This is a genomic window from Streptomyces sp. NPDC051569 (genome assembly GCF_044454085.1).
Taxonomy (GTDB): domain Bacteria; phylum Actinomycetota; class Actinomycetes; order Streptomycetales; family Streptomycetaceae; genus Streptomyces.
The window spans coordinates 313,779-338,932 of the sequence record NZ_JBITDJ010000003.1 but is presented as its reverse complement, the minus strand read 5'-3'; the positions used below and the strand labels follow the sequence as shown (position 1 = coordinate 338,932).

Sequence of the window (25,154 nt, the reverse complement as noted above, 5' to 3'; positions counted from 1 at the left end):
TATCGGCGCCACCGCACGCGAGTGACGTACCGCACAGGAATCCCGCCCTGGCGCGCTCGTTACTCGTCGGTTAATCTCAGATGAGCGGGGAATTCCCGTGGCTCCCGGTGGCCTGGTGACGCAGCCACCGCGAGTGCTGTCGGTTCAGCACCGTAGGGCTCCGCCCGTACAGCACAGCCCGTCCGGCTCGGCCCGTACGACTCAGCACCGTACGACTCAGCACCGTACGACTCAGCACCGTACGACTCAGCACCGTACGACTCAGCACCGTACGACGCGACTTCCGGAACAGGGTCCGTCGTCTCTCCGCCGCGATCAGCGGTCTGCCGCGCCCCGCACGCCGTGTCCCACGGGTGTGCGCGGGCCCCCTCAGTCGTCACTCATCCCCCTGGAGTCCCGTGATGGACATCCCTCTCTCCACCATCGCCGTCGTCGGTCTCGGCACGATGGGGACCGGCATCGCCGAGGTCCTCGCCCGCGCCGGCCATGAGGTCATCGGCATCGACATCAGTGACGCGGCCGCCGGCCAGGCCGCCGCATCCCTCGAAGCGGCCACCGCGCGGGGCGCCCGGCGCGGGCGGATGAGCGAGGAGGAGCGGCGCACGGCGCTCGCGCGGTTCCGTACGTACTCCGACCTGCGCGCCGCCGCCGATGCCGAGCTGGTGATCGAGGTCGTTCCGGAGTCGTACGAGACGAAGCGGGAGGTCTTCCGGGCGCTGGACGGGATCGTCGGCCCGGGCACCATCCTGGCGACCGGCACCAACGCGCTGTCGGTGACCCGGCTCGCCGCCGATTCGGCGCACCCCGAGCGCGTCCTCGGCCTGCACTTCTTCAATCCCGCCCCGGCGATGAAGCTCGTCGAGGTGGTCTCCTCCGTCCTCACCTCGCCCGCGGCGGTGGCGGCCGTCACCGCGCTCGCCCGGGCACTGGGCAAGGAACCGGTCGCGGTGGGCGACCGGCCCGGTTTCGTCGCGGACGGGCTGCTCTTCGGCTACCTCAACCAGGCCGCCGCGATGTACGAGGCCAGGTACGCCTCCCGTGAGGACATCGACGCGGCGATGCGGCTCGGCTGCGGTCTGCCGATGGGGCCGCTCGCGCTGCTCGATCTGATCGGGCTCGACACCGCCCGTACCGTGCTGGAGGCGATGTACGCGGCGTCGCAGGACCGGCTGCACGCGCCCGCGCCGGTCCTCGGCCGGCTCAGCGACGCCGGACTGACCGGCCGCAAGTCGGGGCGCGGTTTCTACACGTACGAGGCGCCCGGCAGCGGGGTGGTCCTGCCGGACGCGCTCACCCCTTCAACGTCAACGTCACTGTCACCGAACCCGGCCCCGGCCCTGCCGCCCTCCCCGGCCCCGACCGGGGCGCCCGGACGTCCCGTCCGGTCCGTGGGGGTCGCGGGCTCCGGCACGATGGCGAGCGGCATCGCCGAGGTCTTCGCCAGGGCCGGGTACGACGTGGTGCTCGCGGCCCGGAGCCCGGAGAAGGCGGCCGCCGCCACGTCCCGTATCGCGAAGTCCCTCGGCCGCTCCGTGGACAAGGGGAGGCTGACCGCCGGGGCGCGGGAGGAGACCCTGGCGAGAATCACCCCGGCGGGCACGCTCGACGCGTTCGCCGGGGTGGATCTCGCCATCGAAGCGGTGGCGGAGGACCTGGAGATCAAGCGGCAGCTCTTCGCGACGCTCGACAAGGTCTGCCGGCCGGGCGCGGTACTGGCCACCACGACGTCCTCGCTCCCGGTCATCGCGTGCGCCAGCGCCACCTCGCGGCCGCAGGACGTCGTCGGGATGCACTTCTTCAACCCGGCCCCCGCGATGAAGCTGGTCGAGGTGGTCCGTACGGTCCTCACCTCCGACGAGGTACGGGCCACCGCCCACGCGGTGAGCGCGGCCGTCGGCAAGCACCCGGTGGACTGCGGGGACCGGGCCGGTTTCATCGTGAACGCGCTGCTCTTCCCGTACCTCAACAACGCGATCAAGATGGTCCAGGAGCACTACGCGACGCTGGACGACATCGACGCCGCGATGAAGCTGGGCGGCGGCTATCCGATGGGCCCCTTCGAGCTGCTCGACATCGTCGGCCTCGATGTCTCACTCGCCATCGAACGGGCCCTGCACCGTGAGTTCCGCGACCCGGGCCTGGCCCCCGCCCCGCTGCTGGAGCACCTGGTGGCCGCGGGGTGCCTCGGCCGCAAGACGGGGCGCGGTTTCCGCGCGTACGCCCGGCGCTGACCCCGGCACCGACCCGGCACCGACCGCGGTGCCGGTCCCTCACCTGACGCCGCCCCCGACGCCGCCCCCGCACAGCCCCGGCCAGGAGGCGGGACGGGGCGGGCGCGGGCCGCCCGATCCGTCCGGCGGCTCGCCCCTCAGGCGCGCTCTCCTGCGCCGATGCAGTACGTTCACCTCATGTCCCAGCCCGCCAAGCCGTCCCGTACGAGCACCAGGTCCGGTGCCCCGGAGAGTGCCGCCGGCACCCGTGCGGCCGCCCAGCGGCTGAAGATGCGCCGCGAACTGGCGACCGCCGCCATGGAGCTCTTCGCGACCAAGGGGTACGAGGCGACGACCGTCGACGAGATCGCCGCCGCGGCCGGGGTCGCGCGCCGTACCTTCTTCCGGCATTTCCGCTCGAAGGAAGAGGCGATCTTCCCGGACCACGACGACACGCTCGTACGGGCGGAGTCGGTGCTCAACGCCGCCCCGGCCCACGAGCACCCGCTCGACACGGTCTGCCGGGGCATCAAGGAAGTCATGCGGATGTACGCGGCCTCGCCCGCGGTCTCCGTGGAGCGCTACCGCCTGACCCGCGAGGTGCCCACGCTGCGCGAGCGCGAGATCGCCTCGGTGGCCCGCTACGAGCGGCTCTTCACGCGCTATCTGCTGGGCCACTTCGACGAGCGCGACCACGCCGACGGCAATGACGACCCGCTGCTGGCCGAGGTGGCCGCGTCGGCGGTCGTCACCGCGCACAACCACGTCCTGCGGCGCTGGCTGCGCGCGGGCGGCGAGGGCGACGTCGAGGCGCAGCTGGACCACGCCTTCGCGATCGTCCGTGACACGTTCGGTTCGGGCATCGGCGCCGGCCGGACCGTCGGGGGCAAGCCGCAGCAGGTGGCGGCGACCGTGCGTACCAGCGGGGACGTACTGGTGGCGGTGGCCCACACGGACGCCCCGCTGGACGAGGTCATGCGGACCATCAAGCAGGCGCTCAAGGGCGCGTAGGCGCCTCCCCGCACCTCCCCCCGCGCTGGCACCGCGCCCTTTCACGCCCCGCGACCCCACCCACGCGTGCCTCGCGGACACCACCCACGCGCCCCTCGCGAACGACTCGCGCACGACTCGCCGACGCCTGGCCGACGGCGGCCGCACCCACACGCCAGCTCTTACGGCCCCCTCCCGCACGGCGATACGCCCTGCGCCCATCCAGCCACCTAAAGTGATATTCGCCCGCATTCCGGGCGGCGGAGATTGCTCATGCGTGGCATGTGGGTGACAAGTGAGAGAGATTTTTGGCACCCAGTGCCTTGTCAGGTGTCACGGCGTGCCATACGTTGATGATGTCCGGCAGTTCCCGGGGCCCTCTCGCCTGTGCCCCCGGACGCCTGCGTCACAGGCACTCCCCCCCGCACATCCGCCGAACCGACGGCACTCCTCCACCGCACCAGCAAGCAGCCCTCACGCATCACGCACCCTCAGCTTCGCCGGAGGCAACACCGTGAAGGAAATCCTGGACGCGATCCAGTCGCCGGACGCGACATCCGCCGACTTCGCCGCACTGACCATCCCCGGTTCGTACCGCGCGGTGACGGTGCACAAGGACGAGACCGAGATGTTCGCCGGTCTCGCCACCCCGGACAAGGACCCCCGCAAGTCGCTCCACCTCGACGATGTCCCCGTGCCCGAACTCGGCCCGGGTGAGGCCCTGGTGGCCGTCATGGCCAGCTCGGTGAATTACAACTCCGTCTGGACCTCGATCTTCGAGCCCCTGCCGACCTTCGGTTTCCTGGAGCGGTACGGCAAGCTCAGCGACCTCGCCAAGCGCCACGACCTGCCGTACCACGTCATCGGCTCCGACCTGTCGGGCGTCGTGCTGCGCACCGGGCCCGGCGTCAACGCCTGGCACCCGGGCGACGAGGTCGTCGCGCACTGCCTCTCCGTCGAGCTGGAGTCCTCCGACGGCCACAACGACACGATGCTCGACCCCGAACAGCGGATCTGGGGCTTCGAGACCAACTTCGGCGGCCTGGCGGAGCTCGCTCTGGTGAAGTCGAACCAGCTGATGCCCAAGCCCCTCCACCTCAGCTGGGAGGAGGCGGCGGCGCCCGGCCTGGTCAACTCGACCGCGTACCGCCAGCTGGTGTCCCGCAACGGCGCCGGGATGAAACAGGGCGACAACGTGCTGATCTGGGGCGCGAGCGGCGGACTCGGTTCGTACGCCACGCAGTTCGCCCTGGCCGGCGGGGCGAACCCGGTCTGTGTGGTGTCCAGCGACCGGAAGGCGGAGCTCTGCCGGCGGATGGGCGCCGAGGCGATCATCGACCGGGCCGCCGAGGGCTTCACCTTCTGGCGGGACGAGCACCACCAGGACCCGCGCGAATGGAAACGCTTCGGCAAGCGCATCCGCGAGCTGACCGGCGGCGAGGACGTGGACATCGTCTTCGAGCACCCGGGCCGCGAGACGTTCGGCGCCAGCGTGTACGTCACCCGCAAGGGCGGCACGATCGTGACGTGCGCGTCGACCTCCGGCTACACGCACGAGTACGACAACCGCTATCTGTGGATGTCGCTGAAACGGATCGTCGGCTCGCACTTCGCCAACTACCGCGAGGCCTGGGAGGCGAACCGGCTGGTCGCCAAGGGCAGGATCCATCCCACGCTGTCGAAGGTGTACGCGCTGGAGGACACCGGCCAGGCCGCGTACGACGTGCACCGCAACCTGCACCAGGGCAAGGTCGGCGTGCTGGCCCTGGCACCCCGCGAAGGTCTCGGCGTACGCGACGAGGAGCTGCGGGCACGGCACCTCGACGCCATCAATCTGTTCCGGGACGCGCCGGCGGAACGGACCGGCGAGCACGGCCGCGACGTCGCAGGGCGGCGGACGGCCGGTGCGTCCGGGACGTCCGGTGCGGCCGGAACGTCCGGGGGCTCTTCATGACCGACCGCCGGAAGGACCGGCCCTGGCTCATGCGGACGTACGCCGGTCACTCGACCGCCGAGGCGTCCAACGAGCTGTACCGCCGCAATCTCGCCAAGGGGCAGACCGGCCTCTCCGTCGCCTTCGATCTTCCGACGCAGACCGGGTACGACCCCGATCATGTCCTCGCCCGGGGCGAGGTCGGCCGCGTCGGGGTCCCCGTCTCACACCTCGGTGACATGCGGCGGCTGTTCCAGGACATCCCGCTGGAGCGTACGAACACCTCGATGACCATCAACGCCACCGCGATGTGGCTGCTGGCGCTCTATCAGGTGGTCGCGGAGGAGCAGGGCGCGGACCTCGCCCTGCTCCAGGGGACGACACAGAACGACATCGTCAAGGAGTACCTGTCACGCGGGACGCATGTCTTCCCACCGGTGCCGAGCCTGCGGCTGACGACGGACATGATCACGTACACGGTGAACCACCTCCCCCGGTGGAACCCGATCAACATCTGCAGCTACCACCTCCAGGAGGCGGGGGCGACTCCGGTCCAGGAGATCGCGTACGCGATGTCCACCGCGATCGCCGTGCTCGACGCGGTGTTCGCGTCCGGACGGATCCCCGAGGAGCGCAGGGGCGAGGTCGTCGCCCGGATGTCCTTCTTCGTCAACGCGGGGGTGCGCTTCGTCGAGGAGATGTGCAAGATGCGGGCCTTCACCCGTATCTGGGACCGGATCACCCACGAGCGGTACGGCATCGAGGACGCCGCGCAGCGCCGCTTCCGGTACGGCGTCCAGGTCAACTCGCTGGGACTGACAGAGGCCCAGCCGGAGAACAACGTCCAGCGGATCGTCCTGGAGATGCTGGCCGTGACCCTCTCCAAGGACGCCCGCGCCCGCGCCGTACAGCTGCCGGCGTGGAACGAGGCGCTGGGCCTGCCCCGGCCGTGGGACCAGCAGTGGTCGCTGCGCATCCAGCAGGTCCTGGCACACGAGAGTGATCTGCTGGAGTACCCGGACATCTTCGAGGGCTCGCATGTCATCGAGGCCGAGGTGGCGGCTCTGGTGGACGGGAGCCTCACCGAGATCGGCCGGATCGAGGACATGGGCGGTGTGCTGGCCGCCGTCGAGTCCGGCTATCTCAAGTCGCGGCTGGTGTCCTCGCACGCCGAGCGCCGGGCCCGCATCGAGTCCGGCGAGGAGAAGGTCGTCGGTGTCAACTGCTACGAGTCGACGGAGCCCAGTCCGCTCACCGCCGATCTCGACACGGCGATCATGACGGTGGATCCGGCGAACGAGGCCCGGGTGGTGGCCGCCCTGGACAGCTGGCGCGACAACCGCGACGAGACCCGCGCCACCGAGGCGCTGGCCGCCCTGAAGAAGGCCGCCGCCGGCACCGCCAATCTGGTGGCGGCGACCGTGGAGTGCGCGCGGGCCGGGGTGACGACCGGCGAGTGGTCCTGGGCGCTGCGCGACGTCTTCGGCGAGTTCCGCGCGCCGACGGGGGTGAGCGCCGCGCGGGTCGCGGTGAGCGCCGGGGCGGGCACCCCGCTCGCCGCCGTACGGGACAAGGTGACCCGTACGGCGGAAGAGCTGCACTCGGGACGGCTGCGGCTGCTGGTGGGCAAACCCGGCCTGGACGGGCACTCCAACGGGGCCGAGCAGATCGCCGTACGAGCCCGTGACGCCGGCTTCGAGGTGGTCTATCAGGGCATCAGGCTCACGCCCGAGCAGATCGTCGCCGCCGCGCTCGCCGAGGACGTGCACTGTGTGGGCCTGTCGATCCTGTCCGGATCGCACGCGGCGCTGGTCCCCGACGTGCTCGGGCGGTTGCGCGAGGCGGGTGCGGGCGATCTTCCGGTGATCGTCGGCGGGATCATCCCGAAGGCCGACGCCGAGGAGCTTCGGGCGGCAGGCGTGGCCGCTGTCTTCACCCCGAAGGACTTCGGCATCACGGAGATCATCGGCCGTATCGTCGACGCGATCCGCACAGCGAACAAGCTCGAACCCCTGGAGGTCTCCGCATGACGACAATCCCCGTCACCCCCGCCGTCCCCGCCCCCGCGGCTGTTCCGGCGGTGAACCGGCTGCGTCCGCGCCGCTCCTGCCTGGCCGTCCCGGGGTCGAACCCGCGCTTCCTGGAGAAGGCCCAGGGGCTGCCGGCCGACCAGGTGTTCCTGGATCTGGAGGACGCGTGCGCGCCGCTCGCCAAGGAGGGCGCCCGGCACTCGATCGTCGACGCGCTGAACAAGGGCGACTGGACGGGCAAGACGCGCGTCGTACGCGTCAACGACTGGACGACGCACTGGACGTACCGCGATGTCATCACGGTCGTGGAGGGCGCGGGGCAGAACCTGGACTGCGTCATGCTGCCGAAGGTCCAGGACGCCCAGCAGATCGTCGCCCTCGATCTGCTGCTCACCCAGATCGAGAAGACGATGGGCTTCGAGGTCGGGAAGATCGGGATCGAGGCGCAGATCGAGAACGCCAGGGGCCTGGTGAACGTCGACGAGATCGCGGCCGCCTCGCCCCGGCTGGAGACGATCGTCTTCGGGCCCGCCGACTTCATGGCGTCGATCAACATGAAGTCCCTGGTCGTCGGGCAGCAGCCGCCCGGTTACGGCGCGGACGCCTACCACTACATCCTGATGCGCATTCTGATGGCGGCCCGTACGCACGATCTCCAGGCGATCGACGGCCCGTACCTGCAGATCCGCGATGTGGAGGGCTACCGCGAGGTGGCGGGCCGGGCCGCCGCGCTGGGCTTCGACGGCAAGTGGGTGCTGCATCCGGGCCAGATCGAGGCGTCGAACGAGATCTTCTCGCCGTCGCAGGAGGACTACGACCACGCCGAACTGATCCTGGACGCGTACGAGTACTCCACGTCGGAGGCCGGCGGCAGGAAGGGCTCCGCGATGCTCGGCGACGAGATGATCGATGAGGCCAGCCGGAAGATGGCGCTGGTCATCGCGGGCAAGGGGCGGGCCGCCGGGATGCGGCGCACCACGTCGTTCGACGTACCGGAGGCGTGAACGATGCGGTTCGGACGCACGTTTGAGGAGTTCGAGGTCGGTGCGGTCTACAAGCACTGGCCGGGCAAGACGGTCACGGAGTACGACGATCATCTCTTCTGTCTGCTCACCATGAACCACCATCCGCTGCATCTGGACAGCAACTACGCGGAGCGCACGACGGACTTCGGGAAGAACGTCGTGGTGGGCAACTACATCTACTCGCTGCTGCTGGGCATGTCCGTCCCGGACGTCTCGGGCAAGGCCATCGCCAATCTGGAGGTGGAGTCGCTCCGGCACGTCGCGCCGACCTTCCACGGCGACACGGTGTACGGCGAGACGACCGTCCTGGACAAGACGCCGTCGAAGTCCAAGAACGACCGCGGCGTCGTGTCCGTGGAGACGAAGGGCTACAAGCAGGACGGAACACTCGTCTGCGTGTTCCGCCGCAAGGTGATGGTCCCCACCGAGGCGTACATCGCGGCGCGCGGCGGCGAGCAGCCCGGCCGCCCGGAGTTGTCGGAAACGTCAGGGTCTTCGAAGAATCCACGGGAGAAGTGAGATGAGCCGACTCGCCCGGACACCCGGGCTGACCGACGTCCAGCAGGAGATCCTGGCGACCGTCCGGGACTTCGTCGACAAGGAGATCCTTCCGGTCGCCACCGAGCTGGAACACCGCGACGAATATCCGACGCAGATCGTCGAGGGCCTCAAGGAACTCGGTCTGTTCGGGCTGATGATTCCCGAGGAGTACGGCGGACTGGGCGAGTCCCTGCTCACCTACGCGCTCTGCGTGGAAGAGATCGCCCGGGGCTGGATGTCCGTCTCGGGCATCATCAACACCCACTTCATCGTGGCGTACATGCTGAAGCAGCACGGCACCCAGGAGCAGCGGGAGACCTTCCTGCCGCGCATGGCGGCCGGCGAGGTGCGCGGCGCCTTCTCGATGTCCGAACCCGGCCTCGGCTCCGACGTGTCGGCCATCACGTCGAAGGGCGTCAGGGACGGCGACGCGTACGTCCTGACCGGCCAGAAGATGTGGCTGACCAACGGTGGGACGTCGACGCTGGTGGCCGTGTTGTGCCGCAGTGACGAAGGCCATCCCGAGGGCACGCCGCCGCACCGGTCGATGACCACGTTCCTGGTCGAGAAGGAGCCGGGATTCGGTGTCGTACGGCCCGGCCTCACCATCCCCGGGAAGATCGACAAGATGGGGTACAAGGGCGTCGACACCACCGAACTCATCATGGACGGACTGCGCATTCCGGCCAATCGGGTCCTTGGCGGCACCACCGGTCGTGGGTTTTACCAAATGATGGACGGTGTCGAGGTCGGCCGGGTGAATGTCGCGGCTCGTGGTTGCGGCGTCGCGCAGCGCGCCTTCGAGCTGGGTGTCTCATATGCTCAGCAACGTCATACTTTCGGTAAGCCGATCGCCCAGCATCAGGCCATCCAGTTCAAACTGGCCGAGATGGCCACCAAGGTCGAGGCGGCGCACGCGATGATGGTCAACGCGGCACGCAAAAAGGACTCCGGCGAACGAAACGACCTGGAGGCGGGGATGGCGAAGTACCTCGCCTCGGAGTTCTGCAAGGAAGTCGTCGAGGACGCCTTCCGGATCCACGGGGGGTACGGCTTCTCCAAGGAGTACGAGATCGAGCGCCTGTACCGCGAGGCCCCCATGTTGCTGATCGGTGAAGGCACCGCCGAGATTCAGAAAATGATCATCGGCCGCCGCCTGCTGGAGGAGTACCGATTCGAGGGCTAATTAAGGCTTTTGGCCCGATTTTACCGCGAAGAAGATCACACTCTGTTGTCCTCTTCCGCCCTCTTCAAGCCGCCCGACTCGGGTCCTGGCTTGCTCAGTTGCGGCTTGTAACCAGTACCATCGCTGTAAAGCCGCCGCCGTCCCCCGTTGCCAGTGCGGCATCATCCGCTACGAAGGTCATCCATGCCCCACAGCCAAACCTCTGCACCACGCGGCCAGGTCCGCCTCGCGCGCGGAGCATCGCCGTGGCTCCTGCCGACCGTCGCCACCGCAGCGATCAGCCTGGTGCGCGCGCGCCGCTCCAAGCGCGCCGCCGTCGTCGCCGTGCCCGCCACCGCGCTCGCCGCGGGCATGCTGTGGTTCTTCCGCGACCCCGAGCGCGAGATCACTCAGGGCCGGGTCATCTCCCCGGCCGACGGTGTGGTGCAGAGCATCATGCCGTGGAAGGACGGGCGCACCCGGGTCGCCATCTTCATGAGCCCGCTGAATGTTCACGTCAACCGCGCTCCCCTCGCGGGAACCGTGACGTCCGTCGAGCACATCCCCGGCGGCTTCGTCCCGGCGTTCAACAAGGAGAGCGAGAACAACGAGCGCGTTGTCTGGCACTTCGACACCGAGCTGGGCGACATCGAGATGGTGCAGATCGCCGGCGCGGTAGCCCGGCGCATCGTCCCGTACCTGCCCCAGGGGACCAAGGTGGAACAGGGCGAGCGCATCGGCCTGATCCGATTCGGCTCGCGCGTCGACATCTACCTTCCGGAAGGTGTCGATGTCGCTGTCGAGGTCGGTCAGACCACGACCGCAGGGGTGACTCGAATTGACCGTGATTGATCCTGACACGCAAGCCGGCTGGGTCGCGGAGGCCGAGGCCGAAGCGGAGGACGACGCGGAAGACATGCCGCTCTCACTGCGGCTGTCGATAGCGGACACCCTCACGCTCGGTAACGCCACCTGCGGCTTCATGGCCGTGTATTTCACCACCACCGGCATCCTCATCCCCCATCTCACGGGCAGCGACGAGAGCGGCATGGCGCGGCACTCCGCCGCGACGGCCGTGATCCTCATGCTGTGCGCGGCGATCTTCGACCTGTTCGACGGGCTCGTGGCGCGCAAGCTGCGCAGCTCCCCGATGGGCGCGGAGCTGGACAACCTCTCCGACCTGATCAGCTTCGGCCTCGCCCCGGCGTACTTCGTCCTGGTCTACGGCATGGTCGCGGACGACGCGCATCAGCGGGTCTCGGCGCTGGCGGCGATCGTCGTGCTGCTGGCCGTCGTGCTCCGGCTGGCCAGATTCTCCTGCGTGACGCTGAAGGACGGCATGTTCCAGGGCATGCCGAGCCCCTTCGGCGCGCTCACGGTCATCTCGATCGTGCTGCTGGAGCTTCCCTTCGTACCGACGCTCCTCGCGATCATCGGCGTGGCGTGGCTGATGGTGAGCCGGGTCGAGTACCCGAAGCCGCGGGGCGTGCTCGCGGTGGCGATGCTCAGCTGGATCGTGGCCGCGATGGGGCTGCTGGCGGCCTGGGCCTTCGACGCCCCCGGCGGCCAGCTGCTGCTGCAGACCGGCTGCGCGCTCCAGGTGGTGACGGGTGCGGTGATTCCGCTCTTCGCCACGGCACGGCGGGTGAACAACTTCCGCGACAACCGCCGCGAGGCGCGGGCGGCACAGCTGCCCTAGCGGTACAGTCGGCGAGATCAAGAAGGGCCCGGGTGCGACGCGCACCCGGGCCCTTCTCGTACGGTGGCCTCGTACCGTGGCCGCCGACAGGCTCTCAGCGGCGGGACATGTAGAAGTCGAAGGCCTTGTGCAGCAGCTTGTTGAGCGGGAAGTCCCACTCCCCCAGGTATTCGGCGGCCTGGCCGCCGGTGCCCGCCTTGAAGCGGAGCAGCCCGAGCAGGTGATTGCTCTCGGACAGCGTGTCCGTGATGCCGCGCAAGTCGTACACACTCGCGCCCAGTTCGTGAGCGTCGCTCATCATCCGCCACTGGACCGCGTTGTTGGGCTGCACCTCGCGCTTGCGGCTGGTGGAGGCGCCGTACGAGTACCAGATGTGCTCGCCGACGGTGAGCATCGTGGCCGCGGACAGCACCTCGCCGTCGTGGTGGGCGAGATAGAGCCGCATCCGGTCGGGATCCTCGGCGGCGAGCGCGGTCCACATGCGCTGGAAGTACGCCAGGGGGCGCGGGATGAACCTGTCCCGCTGCGCGGTCTCCAGGTAGAGCTCGTAGAAGGCCGGCAGGTCTTCGTACTCGCCCCTGACCACCTTCACCCCGGCTTTCTCGGCCTTCTTGATGTTGCGGCGCCACTGCTGATTGAAGCCCTGCTGGATCTCTTCCAACGACCTTCCCGCGAAGGGGACTTGGAAGACGTATCGCGGCTGGCCCGCGGTGAAGCCGTCCTCGGCGTCATCCTCACCGCGCTGCCAGCCCATCCGGCGCAGCCGGTCGGCCACCTCCAGGGCCCGCGGCTCGACGCTGGTGGGCTCGACGTCCCGCAGCCTGCGGGCCTCCGGATCGGCGATGGCGGCCTTGACCGCTTCCGCCTCCCAGCGGCGGGCGACGACGGGCGGCCCCATTTTCACCGAGAAGACGCCCTGGGATTTCAGATGGTCCAGCATCGGTTCGAGCCACCGCTCCAGGTCGGCGGCGTACCAGTCGATGACGGGCCCCTCGGGCAGGTAGGCCAGATACCGTTTGATCTTCGGCACCGGCCGGTGGAGGACGAGCCCGGCTCCGGTGATCCGGCCCTGCTCGTCGAACCACCCCAGACTCTCCGCCCGCCAGTCCGGCTTGACGTCGCCCCACGAGGGAACCTGCATATGGCTCGCCGAAGGCCTGGCTCTGACGAAGGCCAGGTGTTCCTCACGGGTGATCGTCTTCAGGCGGTAGCCCATGGAGAGTGCTCCTTCTCGCTCGGCGGGCACCACCCTAGGTCCTGTTCGGGCGATCTCGTCGGATCGCCCCGGGACGTCCGGTGCGGTGCGTCGCGAGGCGCTGGAGCGCCGCTCACCGCGCTCGCCGCGCGTACCGCGCTCGCCCCGTCCGGCGCTCAGACCAGGAGGTCCCGGGCGATGTCCGATGCCAGCCGTTCCAGGAGCGGGCCTGCTTGTGCCATACAGACGACCGGGTCCGGCTCCAGGTCGGTGAGGGCGTAGGCGCGGGCGATGCCTGCCGTGGCCAGAGCCTCCGGGGAGAGGGCCAGCCGGCCGCAGACCGCGATGGTCCCGACGCCCCTGGCGCGGGCCGCCGCCGCGACGCCCGCCGGGGCCTTGCCGTGGAGGGTCTGCTCGTCGAGTGACCCCTCGCCGGTGATGACGAGGGTCGCGCGGGCCAGCGCCGGGGCGAAGCCCAGCACATCGAGCATGACCTCGATACCGGGGCGGAAGCGGGCGCCGAGACCGATCAGCGCGCCGTAGCCGATGCCGCCCGCCGCGCCCGCGCCGGGTGACAGCGCGAGGTCGGTGGCGCGAGGGGATTCGTCGGTCTTCGCCAGCACCGTGGCGTAGTGGGCGAGGGCCGCGTCGAGCGTGGCGACCTCCTCCGGGGTCGCGCCCTTCTGCGGCCCGTAGACGGCCGCGGCGCCGGTGGGACCGGTCAGCGGGTTGTCGACGTCGCCGGCGAGGACGATGTCCGTCCCGGCGAGCCGGGAGTCCAGAGCGGAGAGATCGGCGGTCGCGAGATCCCGCAGACCACCGCCGCCGGGACCGACGGGCCGCCCGTCCGCGTCCAGGAAGCGCGCGCCGAGCGCGGCGAGCATGCCCGCGCCGCCGTCGGTGGTGGCACTGCCGCCGACCCCGAGGACGATGGAGCGGGCACCGGCGTCGAGGGCGGCGCGCAGCAGCTCTCCGGAACCGTAGGTGGTCGCGGTGAGGGGCGCGAGGGTTCCCGCCGGGAGACGCCGGAGGCCCGAGGCCTCGGCCATCTCGACGACGGCCGTGCCGTCCCGCAGGGCGTAGGACGCGGTCACCGCGTCCCCGAGCGGCCCGGTGACCCGTACCTCTCGCCGCTCGAAACCGGTCGCCACCGCGGCGGCGACCGTGCCGTCACCGCCATCGGCGACGGGCAGCGCCTCGACCCGTACCCCGGGAGCGGCCCGGCGCAGCCCGGCCGTCACCCGTTCGGCCACCTGAGCGGCCGTGAGCGACCCCTTGAACTTGTCCGCCGCGATCAGCACGCGCGCGGCCTCGGATACTGCTCCGTCCGTCACTTGCATCCCTCTGCCCTCGAACAGGTGTCGCGCCGCCCTGACCTTATCCACAGGAGTGGCTGCCTGCCGCAGGCCGCCGCCAGGGCCTCTCCTACCTGGGTCTGTGGCCGACGCGGCGAGCGCGCGTGCCGGTCGTCGCGACGGGGCGAAGCTCGCCGGGAACGGCACTAGGCTTTCGGCGTGACCGATATCCCTACCGATACCGATGCCGAATACGCCGCCTACATCGCGGGCCTGCCCCGTGTTCTCGCCGGGGCCGCCGTGCTGTTCAGGGATGGTGAGGGGCGCGTCCTGGGTGTCGAGCCCAACTACCGGAAGGGCTGGGCGCTGCCCGGCGGGACCATCGAGTCCGACGACGGGGAGACCCCGCGCGAGGGTGCCCGGCGGGAGACCCTGGAGGAGATCGGCCTGGACATCGCGCCGGGGCGGCTGCTGGCGGTCGACTGGGTGCAGCCTTCGAGCAGGATCCGGCCGCCGATCGCCGTATATCTGTACGACGGCGGGGTGCTGACCGAGGCCCAGCTCGCGGGGATCCGGCTCCAGGAGGAGGAGCTGCTGTCCTGGCGGCTGCTGGACCGCGCCGAGATCCCGGCGTATCTGCTGGACTCGCTCGGAAGGCGGGTGCTCGCGGCGCTCGATGTCCTGGAGTCCGGCGCGGGCACGGTGGAGCTGGAGAACGGCCACCGTCCGTCCTAGGTCCGGTCCGGCCGATCTTCGCCCCGTCGCGACACCAGGGCCGGGTTTGACCTTCAGGTGATCGTCGAAGTCGGCTCCGGGGGTGCCGTGGCGCGCGACGCGGCGGGGTCCGGGACCCGGGAACTCACCCTGTCCGAGGGTGAGTTCCCCTCCTACCGCGAGATGCTCACGGCCCTCGGCCCGCCCCGGCATCGGCTGATCGTGGACTGGCCGGCCCTCCTCGACGCCGTCGGCCGGTGCGGCGAAGCGCCCGCGATCTCGCTGCTGCTCGGCCCGGACCAAGCCGTCGTCTCACGGCCCGACCGTTCCCGCGCCACCACGCTGCGCGCCGTCGGCCTGGGTGATCTGCCCCTGCGGATCGGCTTCGACCCGGCCGTCCTGGCCCCGGCCCTGGAAGCGGGTATCGGCCCCGATGTCCTGCTGGAGGTGTCCGCCGTCACCGAGCCGGTCGTGGTGCGCTCCGCGGACCAAGGGAGTTTCACCACCCTCGTCATGCCGGTCGGCCTCACCCCCACCGCCTGACCTGCCCGGGCAGCCGACCGTTCCGGGAGTGAACAGGGACCCCGGAACCCGTCGTCCGGCTGTGCCTCCAGGGCCGGAGAGCCGGGGCCCCAAGGCGCCCCGGTCCGTCGGTGTTTCGCCGGATCACCCGATCAACTGACCTCTCGCACGGGCTTATTGTCCGTCGAACGAATATCTCCCCCCGCGCGCCCCCGGCGCTTCCCGGCCCGCGCACGGCTGCCCGGCATCATCGGAGGCCCAGGACCGACCGACCCCCGGAGAGATCATGCGAAGGCAGACGCACGGCCGACTGGCGGCCCTGCTCACGTCCCTCATCGTGGTGGCCGCTTCGGCGGCGTCGGCCGTCGCGGCCGGCGCCGGGGCCGCGACGGCGAGGACCGAGAGCGGAAAAGGGGCCGGGAGCGGGACAGGAGCCGGGAGCGGAACAGGGACCGGCGGCGACCGGACCGTACAGCGGCTTCCTGAGCTGCCCACGAGCGTGGACGGCGGCACGTGGCGGTCCGGCCACCTCCAGGGAACAGCTCTCGATCTCCGCAAGGGGCTGATGTACTTCTCCTTCACCGACCTCCTCGTGAAGACGGATCTGACCGGCAAGCCGCTCGGCTCCGTCTCCGGATTCACCGGTCACCTCGGTGACCTGGACTTCAACGAGCGGGACGGCAGGGTCTACGGCTCCCTCGAATACAACACGCCGAAGGGCGCGGAGTTCTACATCGCTCTCTTCGACGCGGACCGCATCACCCGCATGAACATGGACGCCCAGTCCACCGGCGTCGTCTCCACCGTCTATCTCAAGGAGGCCGTCGACGATTACGCGGCCGACATGGACGGCAACGGGGTCTTCGACGGCGCCACCGCCGACACACCCGACCACCGGTACGGCTCCAGCGGCATCGACGGCGTGGCCTTCGGCCCCGACTTCGAGCACGGCGGGGGCTCCGAGCTCACCGTCGCGTACGGGATCTACGCCAACACCACCCGCGAGGACAACGACAACCAGGTCCTGCTCCAGTACGACGTCAGCGGATGGAAGAAGTACGAGCGCCCGCTGACCGAGGACGCCCCGCACACCAGCGGCCCGGACACCCCGGACGGCAAGTACTTCGTGTACACCGGCAACACCGACTTCGGCGTGCAGAACCTGGAGTACGACGGTCACACCGGCAACTGGCTGCTCGCCGTGTACAAGGGCGCCAAGCCGCGGTTCCCGAACTACTCGCTGTTCGTGGTCGACGGCTCGCGGCGCCCCACCTGGGGTCTCGTCCCCGGCCAGGAGCGGCCCGAGCGCGGCCGGATGCTCTCACTCCTCCCCGAGGGACTGCACGACGCGCCGTCCGGGGTGTACGGCTGGCAGGGGGGCGGGCAGTTCGGGCTGATCTCGCTCGACGACGGCCGTTTCTACGTGGCCACGCAGAGCGCGGTCAAGGTCGGCGGGGTCACCCAGCAGACGGGCCGCTCGGTCCTGCAGGACTGGACGGGCGCGACGCCGAACCCGTTCACGCCGGTCAAGGCGCCCTGACCGGCCGGGCAACCGACCCGATCCGACGGCCCTTCAGGTCCTGACCGCCGTTCGCCGCTCCCGGCGCCCCTGCGTAGGCTCGGGGCGCGCTCCCCGATGAAGGAGGCGCTGGACCGGGTCGCGGCGGGCGACGAGGACCCGCGCTGCCGGGTGTGCGGCGGGATCCTCACATCGGCGACGGTGATGTCCGGAGAGCGGCCCGACCCGGAGGTGCCGGCCCAGGCGATGGCGATCGCCAAGGCGTGCGAGGTGTTCGTCGCGGTCGGTACGACCCTCCAGGTGCGGCCCGCCGCCGCGCCGGCGGGGATCGCCGCCGACCACGGCGCACGGCTCGTCGTGGTGAACGCGGAGCCGACGCCGTACGACGACCGGGCCGACGAGATCATCCGGGAGCCGATCGGAAGCGCGCCGCCCGCGCCGCCCGAAACACTGCGGGCCGGCTGACCCCCTCCCGCCTCCCGCCCCCGGCCCGCCTCCCGTCCCCCGCCCGCGTCACGGGCGCGGCCGGTACTCAGAAGAGCGTGGCGGTGGCCGGGACGGCGGGGGCCGCGCCCTCGAAGACCAGGAGCCGCTGCTTGCGGTCGAGGCCGCCGCCGTAGCCGGTGAGACCGCCGGTCGAACCGATCACCCGGTGGCAGGGCACGATGATGCTGATCGGATTCCTGCCGTTGGCGAGTCCGACCGCGCGTGAGGCCCCCGGTTTGCCGATAATCCCGGCCAGCTCGCCGTACGAGCGTGTCTCGCCGTACGGGATCTTCCGTAGCTCCTCCCAGACGCCGAGCTGGAACGGCGTGCCCGCCGGCCGCAGTGGGAGGTCGAATTCGGTCAGCTCGCCGTCGAAGTACGCGCCGAGCTGACGCCGTACCTCTCCGAACGGCCGGAAGTCCGGGTCGCCGAAGGTCTCCTCCGGTGGGCGGTGGCGGTGGTCGACCATGTACAGGCCGCTCAGTACCCCCTCGGTGGCGACGAGGGTCAGCGGTCCGTACGGGCTGTCGATCACGGTGTGCTGTTTGTACGCGACGGGGCCGGGCATGGTGAACGTCCTTACACGGGAAGGTGGTTGATGGCGTGGTCCTCGGCGGCCCACAGGTACTGCACGGCGTACGCGCGCCAGGGCCGCCAGGCGGCGGCGCGCGCGGTGAGCGCGGCGGGGGTGGACGGCATCCCGAGCCCCCGCGCCGACCTGCGGACCCCCAGATCGGTCGGCGGGAACGCGTCGGGGTCGCCGAGCGCGCGCATCGCGATCACCTCGACCGTCCACGGGCCGAATCCGGGCAGGGCGCTCAGCTGCTCCCGCGCCCGGTCCCAGTCGCTGTCGGGGCCGAGTCCGAGTGAACCGTCGGCGAGCGCGCCGACGAGTGTGGTGAGGGTGGTGCGGCGGCCGCGCGGCAGGGCCAGGGCCTCCGGATCGAGGCCGGCCAGCGCCTCGGGCGTCGGGAAGAGGTGGGTGAGCCCGCCCTCGGGATCGTCGACCGGCACACCGTGGGCCCTGACCAGCCGGGCCGCGTGCGTCCGCGCGGCGGCCGTGGAGACCTGCTGGCCGAGTACCGCGCGCACGGCGAACTCCGCGGCGTCGACGGTACGGGGTACTCGCCGCCCCGGGGCCTTGTCGACCAGCGGGGTCAGCGACGGGTCGGCGCGCAGCTGCTCGTCGACGGCCACGGGATCGGCGTCCAGGTCGAGCAGCCGGCGGCAGCTGCTGATGGCGAGGGTGAGGTCGCGCGGGTCGGTGAGGGAGAGCCGGCAGGCGATGTGGTCGGGCCGTGGGCTGAGCGCGACTGTCCCGTGCCCGTACGGCAGGGCGAGCGTGCGCCGGTACGCGCCGTCCCGCCACTCCTCCACCCCGGGTACGGCGGTCGCGGCGAGATGTCCGAAGAGGTTGTCCGGGTTGAGGGGCGCGCGGAACGGAAGGCGCAGGGTGATCACACCCGGGGTGCGGGCCTGGTCGGCCGCGCGTCCGGCTCGGGCGGAGCGGGCGCGCAGCTCGCTCGGGGCCAGCGCGAAGACCTCGCGGACCGTGTCGTTGAAGGCGCGGATCGAGGCGAAGCCGGCCGCGAAGGCGACCTCGGCCATCGGGAGCGTGGTCGTCTCGATGAGGACCCGGGCGGTCTGCGCGCGCTGGGCGCGGGCCAGGGCGAGGGGGCCGGCGCCCAGCTCGGCGAGGAGCTGGCGTTCGATCTGGCGCGCGGAGTAGCCGAGCCGGCCCGCGAGGCCGGGGACGCCTTCGCGGTCGACGACCCCGTCCTGGATGAGCCGCATGGCCCGGGCGACGGTGTCGGCGCGGGCGTTCCACTCCGGGGAGCCGGGGCTGGTGTCCGGGCGGCACCGCTTGCAGGCGCGGAACCCGGCCTGCTGGCAGGCGGCGGCGCTCGGGTAGAACGTCATGTTCTCGGCCTTGGGCGGCACGACGGGACAGCTCGGCCGGCAGTAGATCCCGGTGGTCAGGACCGCGGTGAAGAACCAGCCGTCGAACCGTGCGTCCTTGGACCGGACGGCCCGTACGCAGCGTTCGGTGTCGGTGTACATGTCTCAAGCATCGGGCACGCGGAGCATGTGGGCTGGCGGAAAAACGACATCAGGCTTCGATGGCCAGGGCCGTTTCGAACGCCTCGTACGCCCGTTCGTCGTAGAGCACGAACCGCACCTCCTCGACCTCCGGCGCGGCGGACTCCCTGACCGTACGGACCGCGATCCGGGCACCGTCGTCCATCGGCCAGCCGTAGATGCCCGTCGACACGGCGGGGAAGGCGACGGTGCGCGCGCCCAGCTCCGCCGCGACCCGCAGCGAGGTGCGGTAGCAGGAGGCGAGCAGGTCCGAGCGGTCCTCGTCGCGGCTCCAGACGGGACCGACGGTGTGGATCACCCACCGGGCGTCGAGCCGCCCGGCCGTGGTGGCGACGGCCCGGCCGGTGGCCAGCCCGCGCCCGTACCGCGAGGCGCGCAGCGCACGGCAGTCGGCCAGGATCTCCGGGCCGCCGCGCCGGTGGATCGCGCCGTCGACGCCACCGCCGCCGAGCAGTGAGGAATTCGCGGCGTTGACGATCGCGTCGGCGCGCTGTTCGGTGATGTCTCCGTGGACGAGGGTCAGTTCCGTCATGATTGTGGGCCTCCTCCGCTTGTCCGCTTGTCCGCTTGTCCGCTTGTCCGCTTGTCCGTCGGTCCCGTTTCCCTCCCCCGGCCTCAGCTGTCGCGCAGCCGCCGCCAGACGGCCTTCGCCGCGTTGTGCCCGGACATACCGTGCACGCCGGGGCCCGGCGGGGTCGCGGAGGAGCAGAGGAAGACAGCCGGGTGCGAGGTGGTGTAGGGGAAGGCGGAGATCTTCGGTCGCAGGAGCAGCTGGAGTCCTGAGGCGGCGCCGCAGGCGATGTCCCCGCCGACATAGTTGGCGTTACGGGCGGCGAGCTCGGGCGGCCCCGCCGTGGCACGGGCGAGGACGAGGTCCCGGAAGCCGGGCGCGAAGCGTTCGATCTGCCGTTCCACCGCGTCCGTGAGGTCGCCGTCCCAGGCGTGCGGGACATGGCCGTACGCCCAGAAGACGTGCTTGCCCTCGGGCGCGCGGGAGGGGTCGACCAGGCTCGGCTGGGCGGTGATCAGGAACGGGGTCCCGGGCGCCTGCCCGCCCGCCGCCTGGCGCAGCGCGGTGCCGATCTCCCGGCTGGTGGGGCCGATCTGCACGGTGCCGGCCCTGCGGGGCTCCTCGGCCGTCCAGGGCACAGGACCGTCCAGCGCGTAGTCGATCTTGAAGACGCTCGCACCGTAGCGGTAGCCGTCGTACGCCCTGCCGAGGCCGGCGATCCGGGCGAGAGCGGTCGGTGAGGTGTCGAAGACGTACGCGCGCGCCGGGGGCAGGTCGTCGAGACGCTTGACCTCGTACCCGGTGTGGACCGTGCCGCCGAGGTCGCGGAGGTACGCGGTGAGGGCGTCGGAGATCGACTGGGAGCCGCCGCGCGGCATGGGCCAGCCGCCCGCGTGTGCCGCGAGCGCGAAGATCAGGCCGACGGCGCCGGTCGCGATCCCGCCCAGCGGGGCGATGACATGGGCGACGAGCCCGGCGAACAGCGCTTTGGCCTTCTCGTCGTGGAAGCGGCGCGTCAGCCACGTGGAGGGCGGCAGTCCGGCCAGGCCGAAGCGGGCGAGGGTGACGGGGTCGCGGGGCAGCGCGGTCAGCGGCAGGGACATGAAGTCACGGGCGAGGCTGTCCCATCGGCCGAGGAACGGTGCGACGAGCCGGCGGTACGCGCCGGCGTCGCGCGGCCCGAAGGACGCGGCGGTCTCGGCGACGGAGCGGGACAGCACGGCCGCCGTGCCGTCGTCGAAGGGGTGCGCCATGGGCAGTTCGGCGTGCAGCCAGTCGAGCCCGTACCGCTCCAGGGGCATCGTCTTGAAGACGGGCGAGCCGACTCCCAGGGGATGCACGGCGGAGCAGGGGTCGTGCCGGAAGCCGGGGAGCGTCAGCTCCTCCGTCCTGGCGCCTCCACCCACGGTGTCCCGGGCCTCGAACACCGCCACGGAGAACCCGCGCCTGGCCAGTTCGACCGCGGCGGTGAGTCCGTTGGGTCCGGCACCCACGACCACGGCATCGAGCATCGACGTCACCTTCGGACTCCTCTGTCAGCCGACGGTCAGGAACCCCAGGATATTCACCGGCACCGACAGCCCGAGCGCGGGTACTGTCCGCGACCACGACGCAGCGCCGCGCGGGCATCGCGTGCGGGCGTCGCGTGCGGGCGTCGTGCGGGCGTCGCCGGGGCGGGTCGGGTCAGGCGCCGGCCAGCAGCCGTTCCCGTATCCGCCGCGCCGTCGCCTCGTCACGGGCCGCCGTGAACGGCAGCGCGTTGTCGCCCGTGATACGGAACGGCTCGCCCGTGAGGGTGCTCTGCGCGCCGCCCGCCTCGGCGACCAGGAGCAGGCCGGCGGCGTGGTCCCAGGCCAGTTCCCAGTTGAACGCGACCGCGTCGAGCGCGCCGCGCGCGACGGCCAGGTACTCCAGGCCGGCCGAGCCGCAGGGGCGGGCGTCGATGTTCTCGGTCCGCAGGCCCAGCAGGGCGCGCTTCTGTTCGTCCGTGGTGTAGTCCGGGTGGGACATGGCGACGTCCAGCACCGCCCCGGGCGCGGGTGACCCGGAGCGCAGCGGGACTCCGTTGAGGGTGGCGCCCCGGCCGCGTACCGCCGTCGCCATCTCGTCGAGCACCGGGGCGTACGTCCAGGACGCCAGCACCTCGCCGCCCACGGCGAGGGCGACGAGGGTGCAGAAGCCCGCTTCGCCCCGGACGAACTGGCGGGTGCCGTCGACCGGATCGACGATCCATACCGGCGCGTCGCCGCGCAGCGCGTCGTACACCGCCGGGTCGGCGTGGACCGCCTCCTCGCCGACGACCAACGAGCCGGGGAGGAGCTGGGTGAGGGCGGCGGTGAGGTGCTCCTCGGCGCGCCGGTCCGCGATGGTCACGAGATCGTGCGGGCCGCTCTTCTCGGTGACCTCGTGCGCGGCGAGACGGCGGAAGCGGGGCATGATCTCGGCGGCGGCCGCCGCACGGACCGCTTCCTCGACGGCGGACATCCGGAGTCCGCCGTCCGTACCCGGCAGAGGCAGCGGCAGCGGAGGAGCCGTTCGGACGGGCACCGTGTGCGCGGGCCCCGTGCGCCGAGGCGCCGTCCCGTTCGCAGAGCCGGTCGCGTACACAGAGTCATCGGTCATGTGTCCATCCCATCACGCCCCACTGACACGGCGGGCGCCGGATCGGATGACGATTCAGCGGCCGACGGCGTAACCCTGCATGCCACGGGGGTTCGCGGCGGCCGACAGGATGCCGGTCTCCGGGTCCCTGGCGACCGCGCACAGCCGCCCCTCGGTCCAGGCGTCACCCACGGTGACGTCGTGGCCGCGGCGGCGCAGTTCCCCGATGACCTCCGGGTCCATCCCCGCCTCCACCGTCACGCTGCCGGGCCGCATCGTGCGCGGGAAGAAGGAGCCGGGGAAACTGTCGTTGTGCCAGTTGGGCGCGTCGATGGCGCCCTGGAGGTCGGGTCCGCCGCGTACCGGCGCGCGCAGGGCCAGCGCCAGGAAGAAGTGCAGCTGCCACTGGTCCTGCTGATCCCCTCCCGGGGTGCCGAAGGCGAGCACCGGCACACCGTCGCGCAGTGCGAGCGAGGGGGTGAGGGTGGTGCGCGGGCGGCGGCCCGGGGTGAGGGAGTTCGGCAGGCCCTCGTCGAGCCAGGCCATCTGGAGCCGGGTGCCCAGCGGGAAGCCGAGCTCGGGCACGACCGGGTTGGACTGGAGCCAGCCGCCGCTCGGGGTGACGGCGATCATGTTGCCCCAGCGGTCCACGACGTCGAGATGGCAGGTGTCGCCGCGCGTCCCGCCGTCCTTGGCCACGGTCGGCTCGCCGACGCCCGCCGCCGGGATGCCCATCGGGTCGAAGGCCGGCTTGCCGGAGGCGACGGCGTGGGCGTGGGCGCTGAGCAGGGGCGTACGGCCCTGGGGACTGCCGGGGCGCAGCTCGGACGAGGCCCGCTCGCCGATCAGGGCGCGGCGCCCGGTGTTGTACGACTCCGAGAGCAGCGCGGCCAGCGGCACGTCGTCGGCGTCGCCGTACCAAGCCTCCCGGTCGGCCATGGCGAGCTTGCAGCCCTCGACGAGCAGGTGCACGTAGTCGGCGGAGGCGTACCGGGGCAGGTCGGCGGCGCGGGACGGCAGCAGGGCCAACTGCTGGAGGAAGACGGGCCCCTGGCTCCAGGCACCCGCCTTGCAGAGGGTCCAGCCGTCCCAGTCGTACGTCGCGGGCGCCTCGTACGTCGCGGACCAGCCGGCCAGGTCGGCGGCGGTCAGGGTGCCGGTGTGGCGGGATCCGCTGGTGTCCATGGTGGGGCGGGCGGCCTGCCGCAGCAGCGCCTCGGCGATGAATCCCTCGCGCCACACCGCGCGCGCGGCCTCGATCTGGGCCACCCGGTCGTCCCCGGCCGCCTCGGCCTCGGCGACCAGGCGGCGCCAGGTCGCGGCGAGCACCGGGTTCCGGAACAGCTGTCCGGGAGCCGGGGGCCTGCCTCCGGGGAGGTAGACGTCGGCGGACGAGGTCCACTCCGTCTCGAAGAGTTCGCGGACGGCCTCGACGGTCTGGCCGATCCGTTCGACGGGAGCGTGGCCGTCCTCGGCGTAACCGATGGCGTAACGCAGCACCGTGGCGAGGGACTTGGTGCCGTGGTCGCGCAGAAGCAGCATCCAGGCGTCGAAGGCGGCGGGCACGGCGGCGGCCAGCGGTCCGGTGCCGGGGACGAGTTCGAGGCCGAGCGAGCGGTAGTGGCCGATGGTCGCGCCGGCCGGCGCGGGCCCCTGTCCGGAGAGCACCCGTACCTCGCCGCCGGCGGGGGCGAGGATCATGGGGGCCTCGCCGCCGGGGCCGTTGAGGTGCGGTTCGACGACATGGAGGACGAAACCGGCCGCGACGGCGGCGTCGAACGCGTTGCCGCCGTCCTCCAGGACGGCCATCGCGGACTGCGAGGCGAGCCAGTGGGTCGAGGACACCATGCCGAAGGTGCCCTGGAGAGTCGGCCGGGTTGTGAACATACCGTGTCTCACCTGCGCTTATGTCGAAGTCCAGCGGACCGGTCGGCGCCGCTCACGATGCCACCTGGGGGGTGGGCCGGGGTGCTCGCTCGCCCGATCGCCTGAGCGGCGGGCAGACCGTCGATCGCCCGTCGTCCCCTCCGCCCCGCCTCCGGCAGGACAGGGGCGTAGCGATCGAGCGGACGATCTTCTGATGGCACTGTACGTGTTCATCGATGACCGGGTGGTGCCTCGCCGCCGGATCGGGCGACCCCCGGAACCGGCGGACGCCGACCGCGGCAGCGGGTCGGTGAGCGGGCGCCACCGCCACCCGGCCCGCGCCCGCGAGGTCGCGGAAGTGGAGGACTTCCAGGTACTCGTCGGCGATCTCGTAGCGGTGATCGTGGTCGACCTCGTCGGGCAGGCCGAAGTTGCGTGCGGCGTTGGGCAGGTAGGAGGTCACCGCGTTCCAGGCGACGCGTCCCTTGGTGAGTTTGGTCGTTGTTGGGGGATCTGCACGGCCTCGGAAAGACGGAAGACGGGGGGCGCGGGAAGAATGGAGCCGGCACGGAGGAAGGGCCGGACCGGCGCGCGACACCGCGCGGACGGAACGAGGACGAAGGGCTGGAGCTGTCCGGAGACCCGGAATCTTGGCGCATACGTCCGGCTCATGACGCTAGACGCCGGTGTGCGGTGGCCGGAAGTGGCACGGTCGAGCCGCCATGAAGCGGCAATGTCGCGGCAATAAACGGA

At 71.3% G+C, this 25,154-nt stretch carries 21 protein-coding genes and 1 pseudogene; 13 read left to right on the top strand and 9 right to left on the bottom strand.

From position 1 onward, the window contains the following. Nucleotides 1–401 precede the first annotated feature (401 nt). The 9 genes from ACIBAE_RS07280 to pssA all read left to right on the top strand — a co-directional run bounded on the left by ACIBAE_RS07280 (nt 402) and on the right by pssA (nt 11,592). Nucleotides 402–2,231, top strand: a complete 1,830-nt coding sequence (locus ACIBAE_RS07280; RefSeq protein WP_399282872.1) for a 3-hydroxyacyl-CoA dehydrogenase family protein — start codon at nt 402–404, stop codon at nt 2,229–2,231. A gap of 177 nt (nt 2,232–2,408) precedes the next feature. Next, the gene (locus ACIBAE_RS07275; protein ID WP_399282871.1) at nt 2,409–3,221 is read left to right on the top strand and encodes a TetR family transcriptional regulator; all 813 of its coding nucleotides are present in this window, start codon (nt 2,409–2,411) and stop codon (nt 3,219–3,221) included. A 493-nt stretch (nt 3,222–3,714) separates the two neighbouring features. After that, nucleotides 3,715–5,154 carry a crotonyl-CoA carboxylase/reductase gene (ccrA, locus tag ACIBAE_RS07270; protein ID WP_399282870.1) on the top strand — a complete coding sequence of 480 codons (1,440 nt, stop codon included), beginning with the start codon at nt 3,715–3,717 and terminating at the stop codon, nt 5,152–5,154. Beyond that, nucleotides 5,151–7,163, top strand: coding sequence for a protein meaA (locus ACIBAE_RS07265; RefSeq protein WP_399282869.1), 2,013 nt, complete (start codon nt 5,151–5,153; stop codon nt 7,161–7,163). Before ccrA ends, ACIBAE_RS07265 begins: the two co-directional genes overlap by 4 nt. Next, entirely contained in the window at nt 7,160–8,167 is a 1,008-nt protein-coding gene (locus ACIBAE_RS07260; RefSeq protein WP_399282868.1) for an HpcH/HpaI aldolase/citrate lyase family protein, read from the top strand. The genes ACIBAE_RS07265 and ACIBAE_RS07260 overlap by 4 nt, the downstream gene beginning before the upstream one ends. A gap of 3 nt (nt 8,168–8,170) precedes the next feature. Beyond that, nucleotides 8,171–8,707 (top strand): MaoC family dehydratase, encoded by a 537-nt coding sequence (locus ACIBAE_RS07255; protein WP_399282867.1) that lies wholly within the window; start codon nt 8,171–8,173, stop codon nt 8,705–8,707. 1 nt (nt 8,708) lies between these two features. Further along, complete coding sequence (locus ACIBAE_RS07250) at nt 8,709–9,914, top strand: acyl-CoA dehydrogenase family protein (protein WP_399282866.1); 1,206 nt, start codon at nt 8,709–8,711, stop codon at nt 9,912–9,914. Nucleotides 9,915–10,097: 183 nt separating this feature from the next. Next, nucleotides 10,098–10,745 carry a phosphatidylserine decarboxylase gene (locus ACIBAE_RS07245; RefSeq protein WP_399282865.1) on the top strand — a complete coding sequence of 216 codons (648 nt, stop codon included), beginning with the start codon at nt 10,098–10,100 and terminating at the stop codon, nt 10,743–10,745. Further along, a complete protein-coding gene (pssA, locus tag ACIBAE_RS07240; protein ID WP_399282864.1) occupies nt 10,738–11,592 on the top strand; it encodes a CDP-diacylglycerol--serine O-phosphatidyltransferase in 855 nt (284 codons plus the stop codon). Before ACIBAE_RS07245 ends, pssA begins: the two co-directional genes overlap by 8 nt. Before the next feature lie 94 nt (nt 11,593–11,686). On the opposite strand, the gene ACIBAE_RS07235 is transcribed toward pssA, so the two are convergent. Beyond that, a complete protein-coding gene (locus ACIBAE_RS07235) occupies nt 11,687–12,808 on the bottom strand; it encodes a lipid II:glycine glycyltransferase FemX (RefSeq protein WP_399282863.1) in 1,122 nt (373 codons plus the stop codon). A gap of 155 nt (nt 12,809–12,963) precedes the next feature. Continuing rightward, complete coding sequence (locus tag ACIBAE_RS07230; protein ID WP_399282862.1) at nt 12,964–14,127, bottom strand: glycerate kinase; 1,164 nt, start codon at nt 14,125–14,127, stop codon at nt 12,964–12,966. A gap of 174 nt (nt 14,128–14,301) precedes the next feature. Here ACIBAE_RS07230 and ACIBAE_RS07225 point away from each other — a divergent pair, with 174 nt between their 5' ends. The 4 genes and pseudogenes from ACIBAE_RS07225 to ACIBAE_RS07210 all read left to right on the top strand — a co-directional run. Continuing rightward, on the top strand, nt 14,302–14,817 hold the full coding sequence (locus tag ACIBAE_RS07225; RefSeq protein WP_399282861.1) for an NUDIX domain-containing protein: 516 nt from the start codon (nt 14,302–14,304) through the stop codon (nt 14,815–14,817). 57 nt (nt 14,818–14,874) lie between these two features. After that, nucleotides 14,875–15,339 carry a hypothetical protein gene (locus tag ACIBAE_RS07220; RefSeq protein ID WP_399282859.1) on the top strand — a complete coding sequence of 155 codons (465 nt, stop codon included), beginning with the start codon at nt 14,875–14,877 and terminating at the stop codon, nt 15,337–15,339. A gap of 265 nt (nt 15,340–15,604) precedes the next feature. After that, nucleotides 15,605–16,858, top strand: a complete 1,254-nt coding sequence (locus ACIBAE_RS07215) for a hypothetical protein (protein ID WP_399282858.1) — start codon at nt 15,605–15,607, stop codon at nt 16,856–16,858. Nucleotides 16,859–16,933: 75 nt separating this feature from the next. After that, a pseudogene (locus tag ACIBAE_RS07210) lies at nt 16,934–17,302 on the top strand (Sir2 family NAD-dependent protein deacetylase); the annotation flags it as partial. A 67-nt stretch (nt 17,303–17,369) separates the two neighbouring features. Here the strand turns inward: ACIBAE_RS07210 and ACIBAE_RS07205 are convergent. The 7 genes from ACIBAE_RS07205 to ACIBAE_RS07175 all read right to left on the bottom strand — a co-directional run bounded on the left by ACIBAE_RS07205 (nt 17,370) and on the right by ACIBAE_RS07175 (nt 24,864). Beyond that, the gene (locus ACIBAE_RS07205) at nt 17,370–17,891 is read right to left on the bottom strand and encodes a methylated-DNA--[protein]-cysteine S-methyltransferase (protein WP_399282857.1); all 522 of its coding nucleotides are present in this window, start codon (nt 17,889–17,891) and stop codon (nt 17,370–17,372) included. Between the two features lie 11 nt (nt 17,892–17,902). Beyond that, a complete protein-coding gene (locus tag ACIBAE_RS07200) occupies nt 17,903–19,384 on the bottom strand; it encodes an AlkA N-terminal domain-containing protein (protein WP_399282856.1) in 1,482 nt (493 codons plus the stop codon). A 49-nt stretch (nt 19,385–19,433) separates the two neighbouring features. After that, on the bottom strand, nt 19,434–19,955 hold the full coding sequence (locus ACIBAE_RS07195; RefSeq protein WP_399282855.1) for an O-acetyl-ADP-ribose deacetylase: 522 nt from the start codon (nt 19,953–19,955) through the stop codon (nt 19,434–19,436). Nucleotides 19,956–20,038: 83 nt separating this feature from the next. Then, nucleotides 20,039–21,454 (bottom strand): phytoene desaturase family protein, encoded by a 1,416-nt coding sequence (locus tag ACIBAE_RS07190; RefSeq protein WP_399282854.1) that lies wholly within the window; start codon nt 21,452–21,454, stop codon nt 20,039–20,041. A gap of 163 nt (nt 21,455–21,617) precedes the next feature. Continuing rightward, the gene (locus ACIBAE_RS07185) at nt 21,618–22,418 is read right to left on the bottom strand and encodes an inositol monophosphatase family protein (RefSeq protein ID WP_399283054.1); all 801 of its coding nucleotides are present in this window, start codon (nt 22,416–22,418) and stop codon (nt 21,618–21,620) included. Nucleotides 22,419–22,610: 192 nt separating this feature from the next. Continuing rightward, on the bottom strand, nt 22,611–24,422 hold the full coding sequence (locus ACIBAE_RS07180) for a gamma-glutamyltransferase family protein (protein ID WP_399282853.1): 1,812 nt from the start codon (nt 24,420–24,422) through the stop codon (nt 22,611–22,613). A 52-nt stretch (nt 24,423–24,474) separates the two neighbouring features. Beyond that, on the bottom strand, nt 24,475–24,864 hold the full coding sequence (locus ACIBAE_RS07175) for a hypothetical protein (RefSeq protein ID WP_399282852.1): 390 nt from the start codon (nt 24,862–24,864) through the stop codon (nt 24,475–24,477). Between the last annotated feature and the right edge of the window lie 290 nt (nt 24,865–25,154).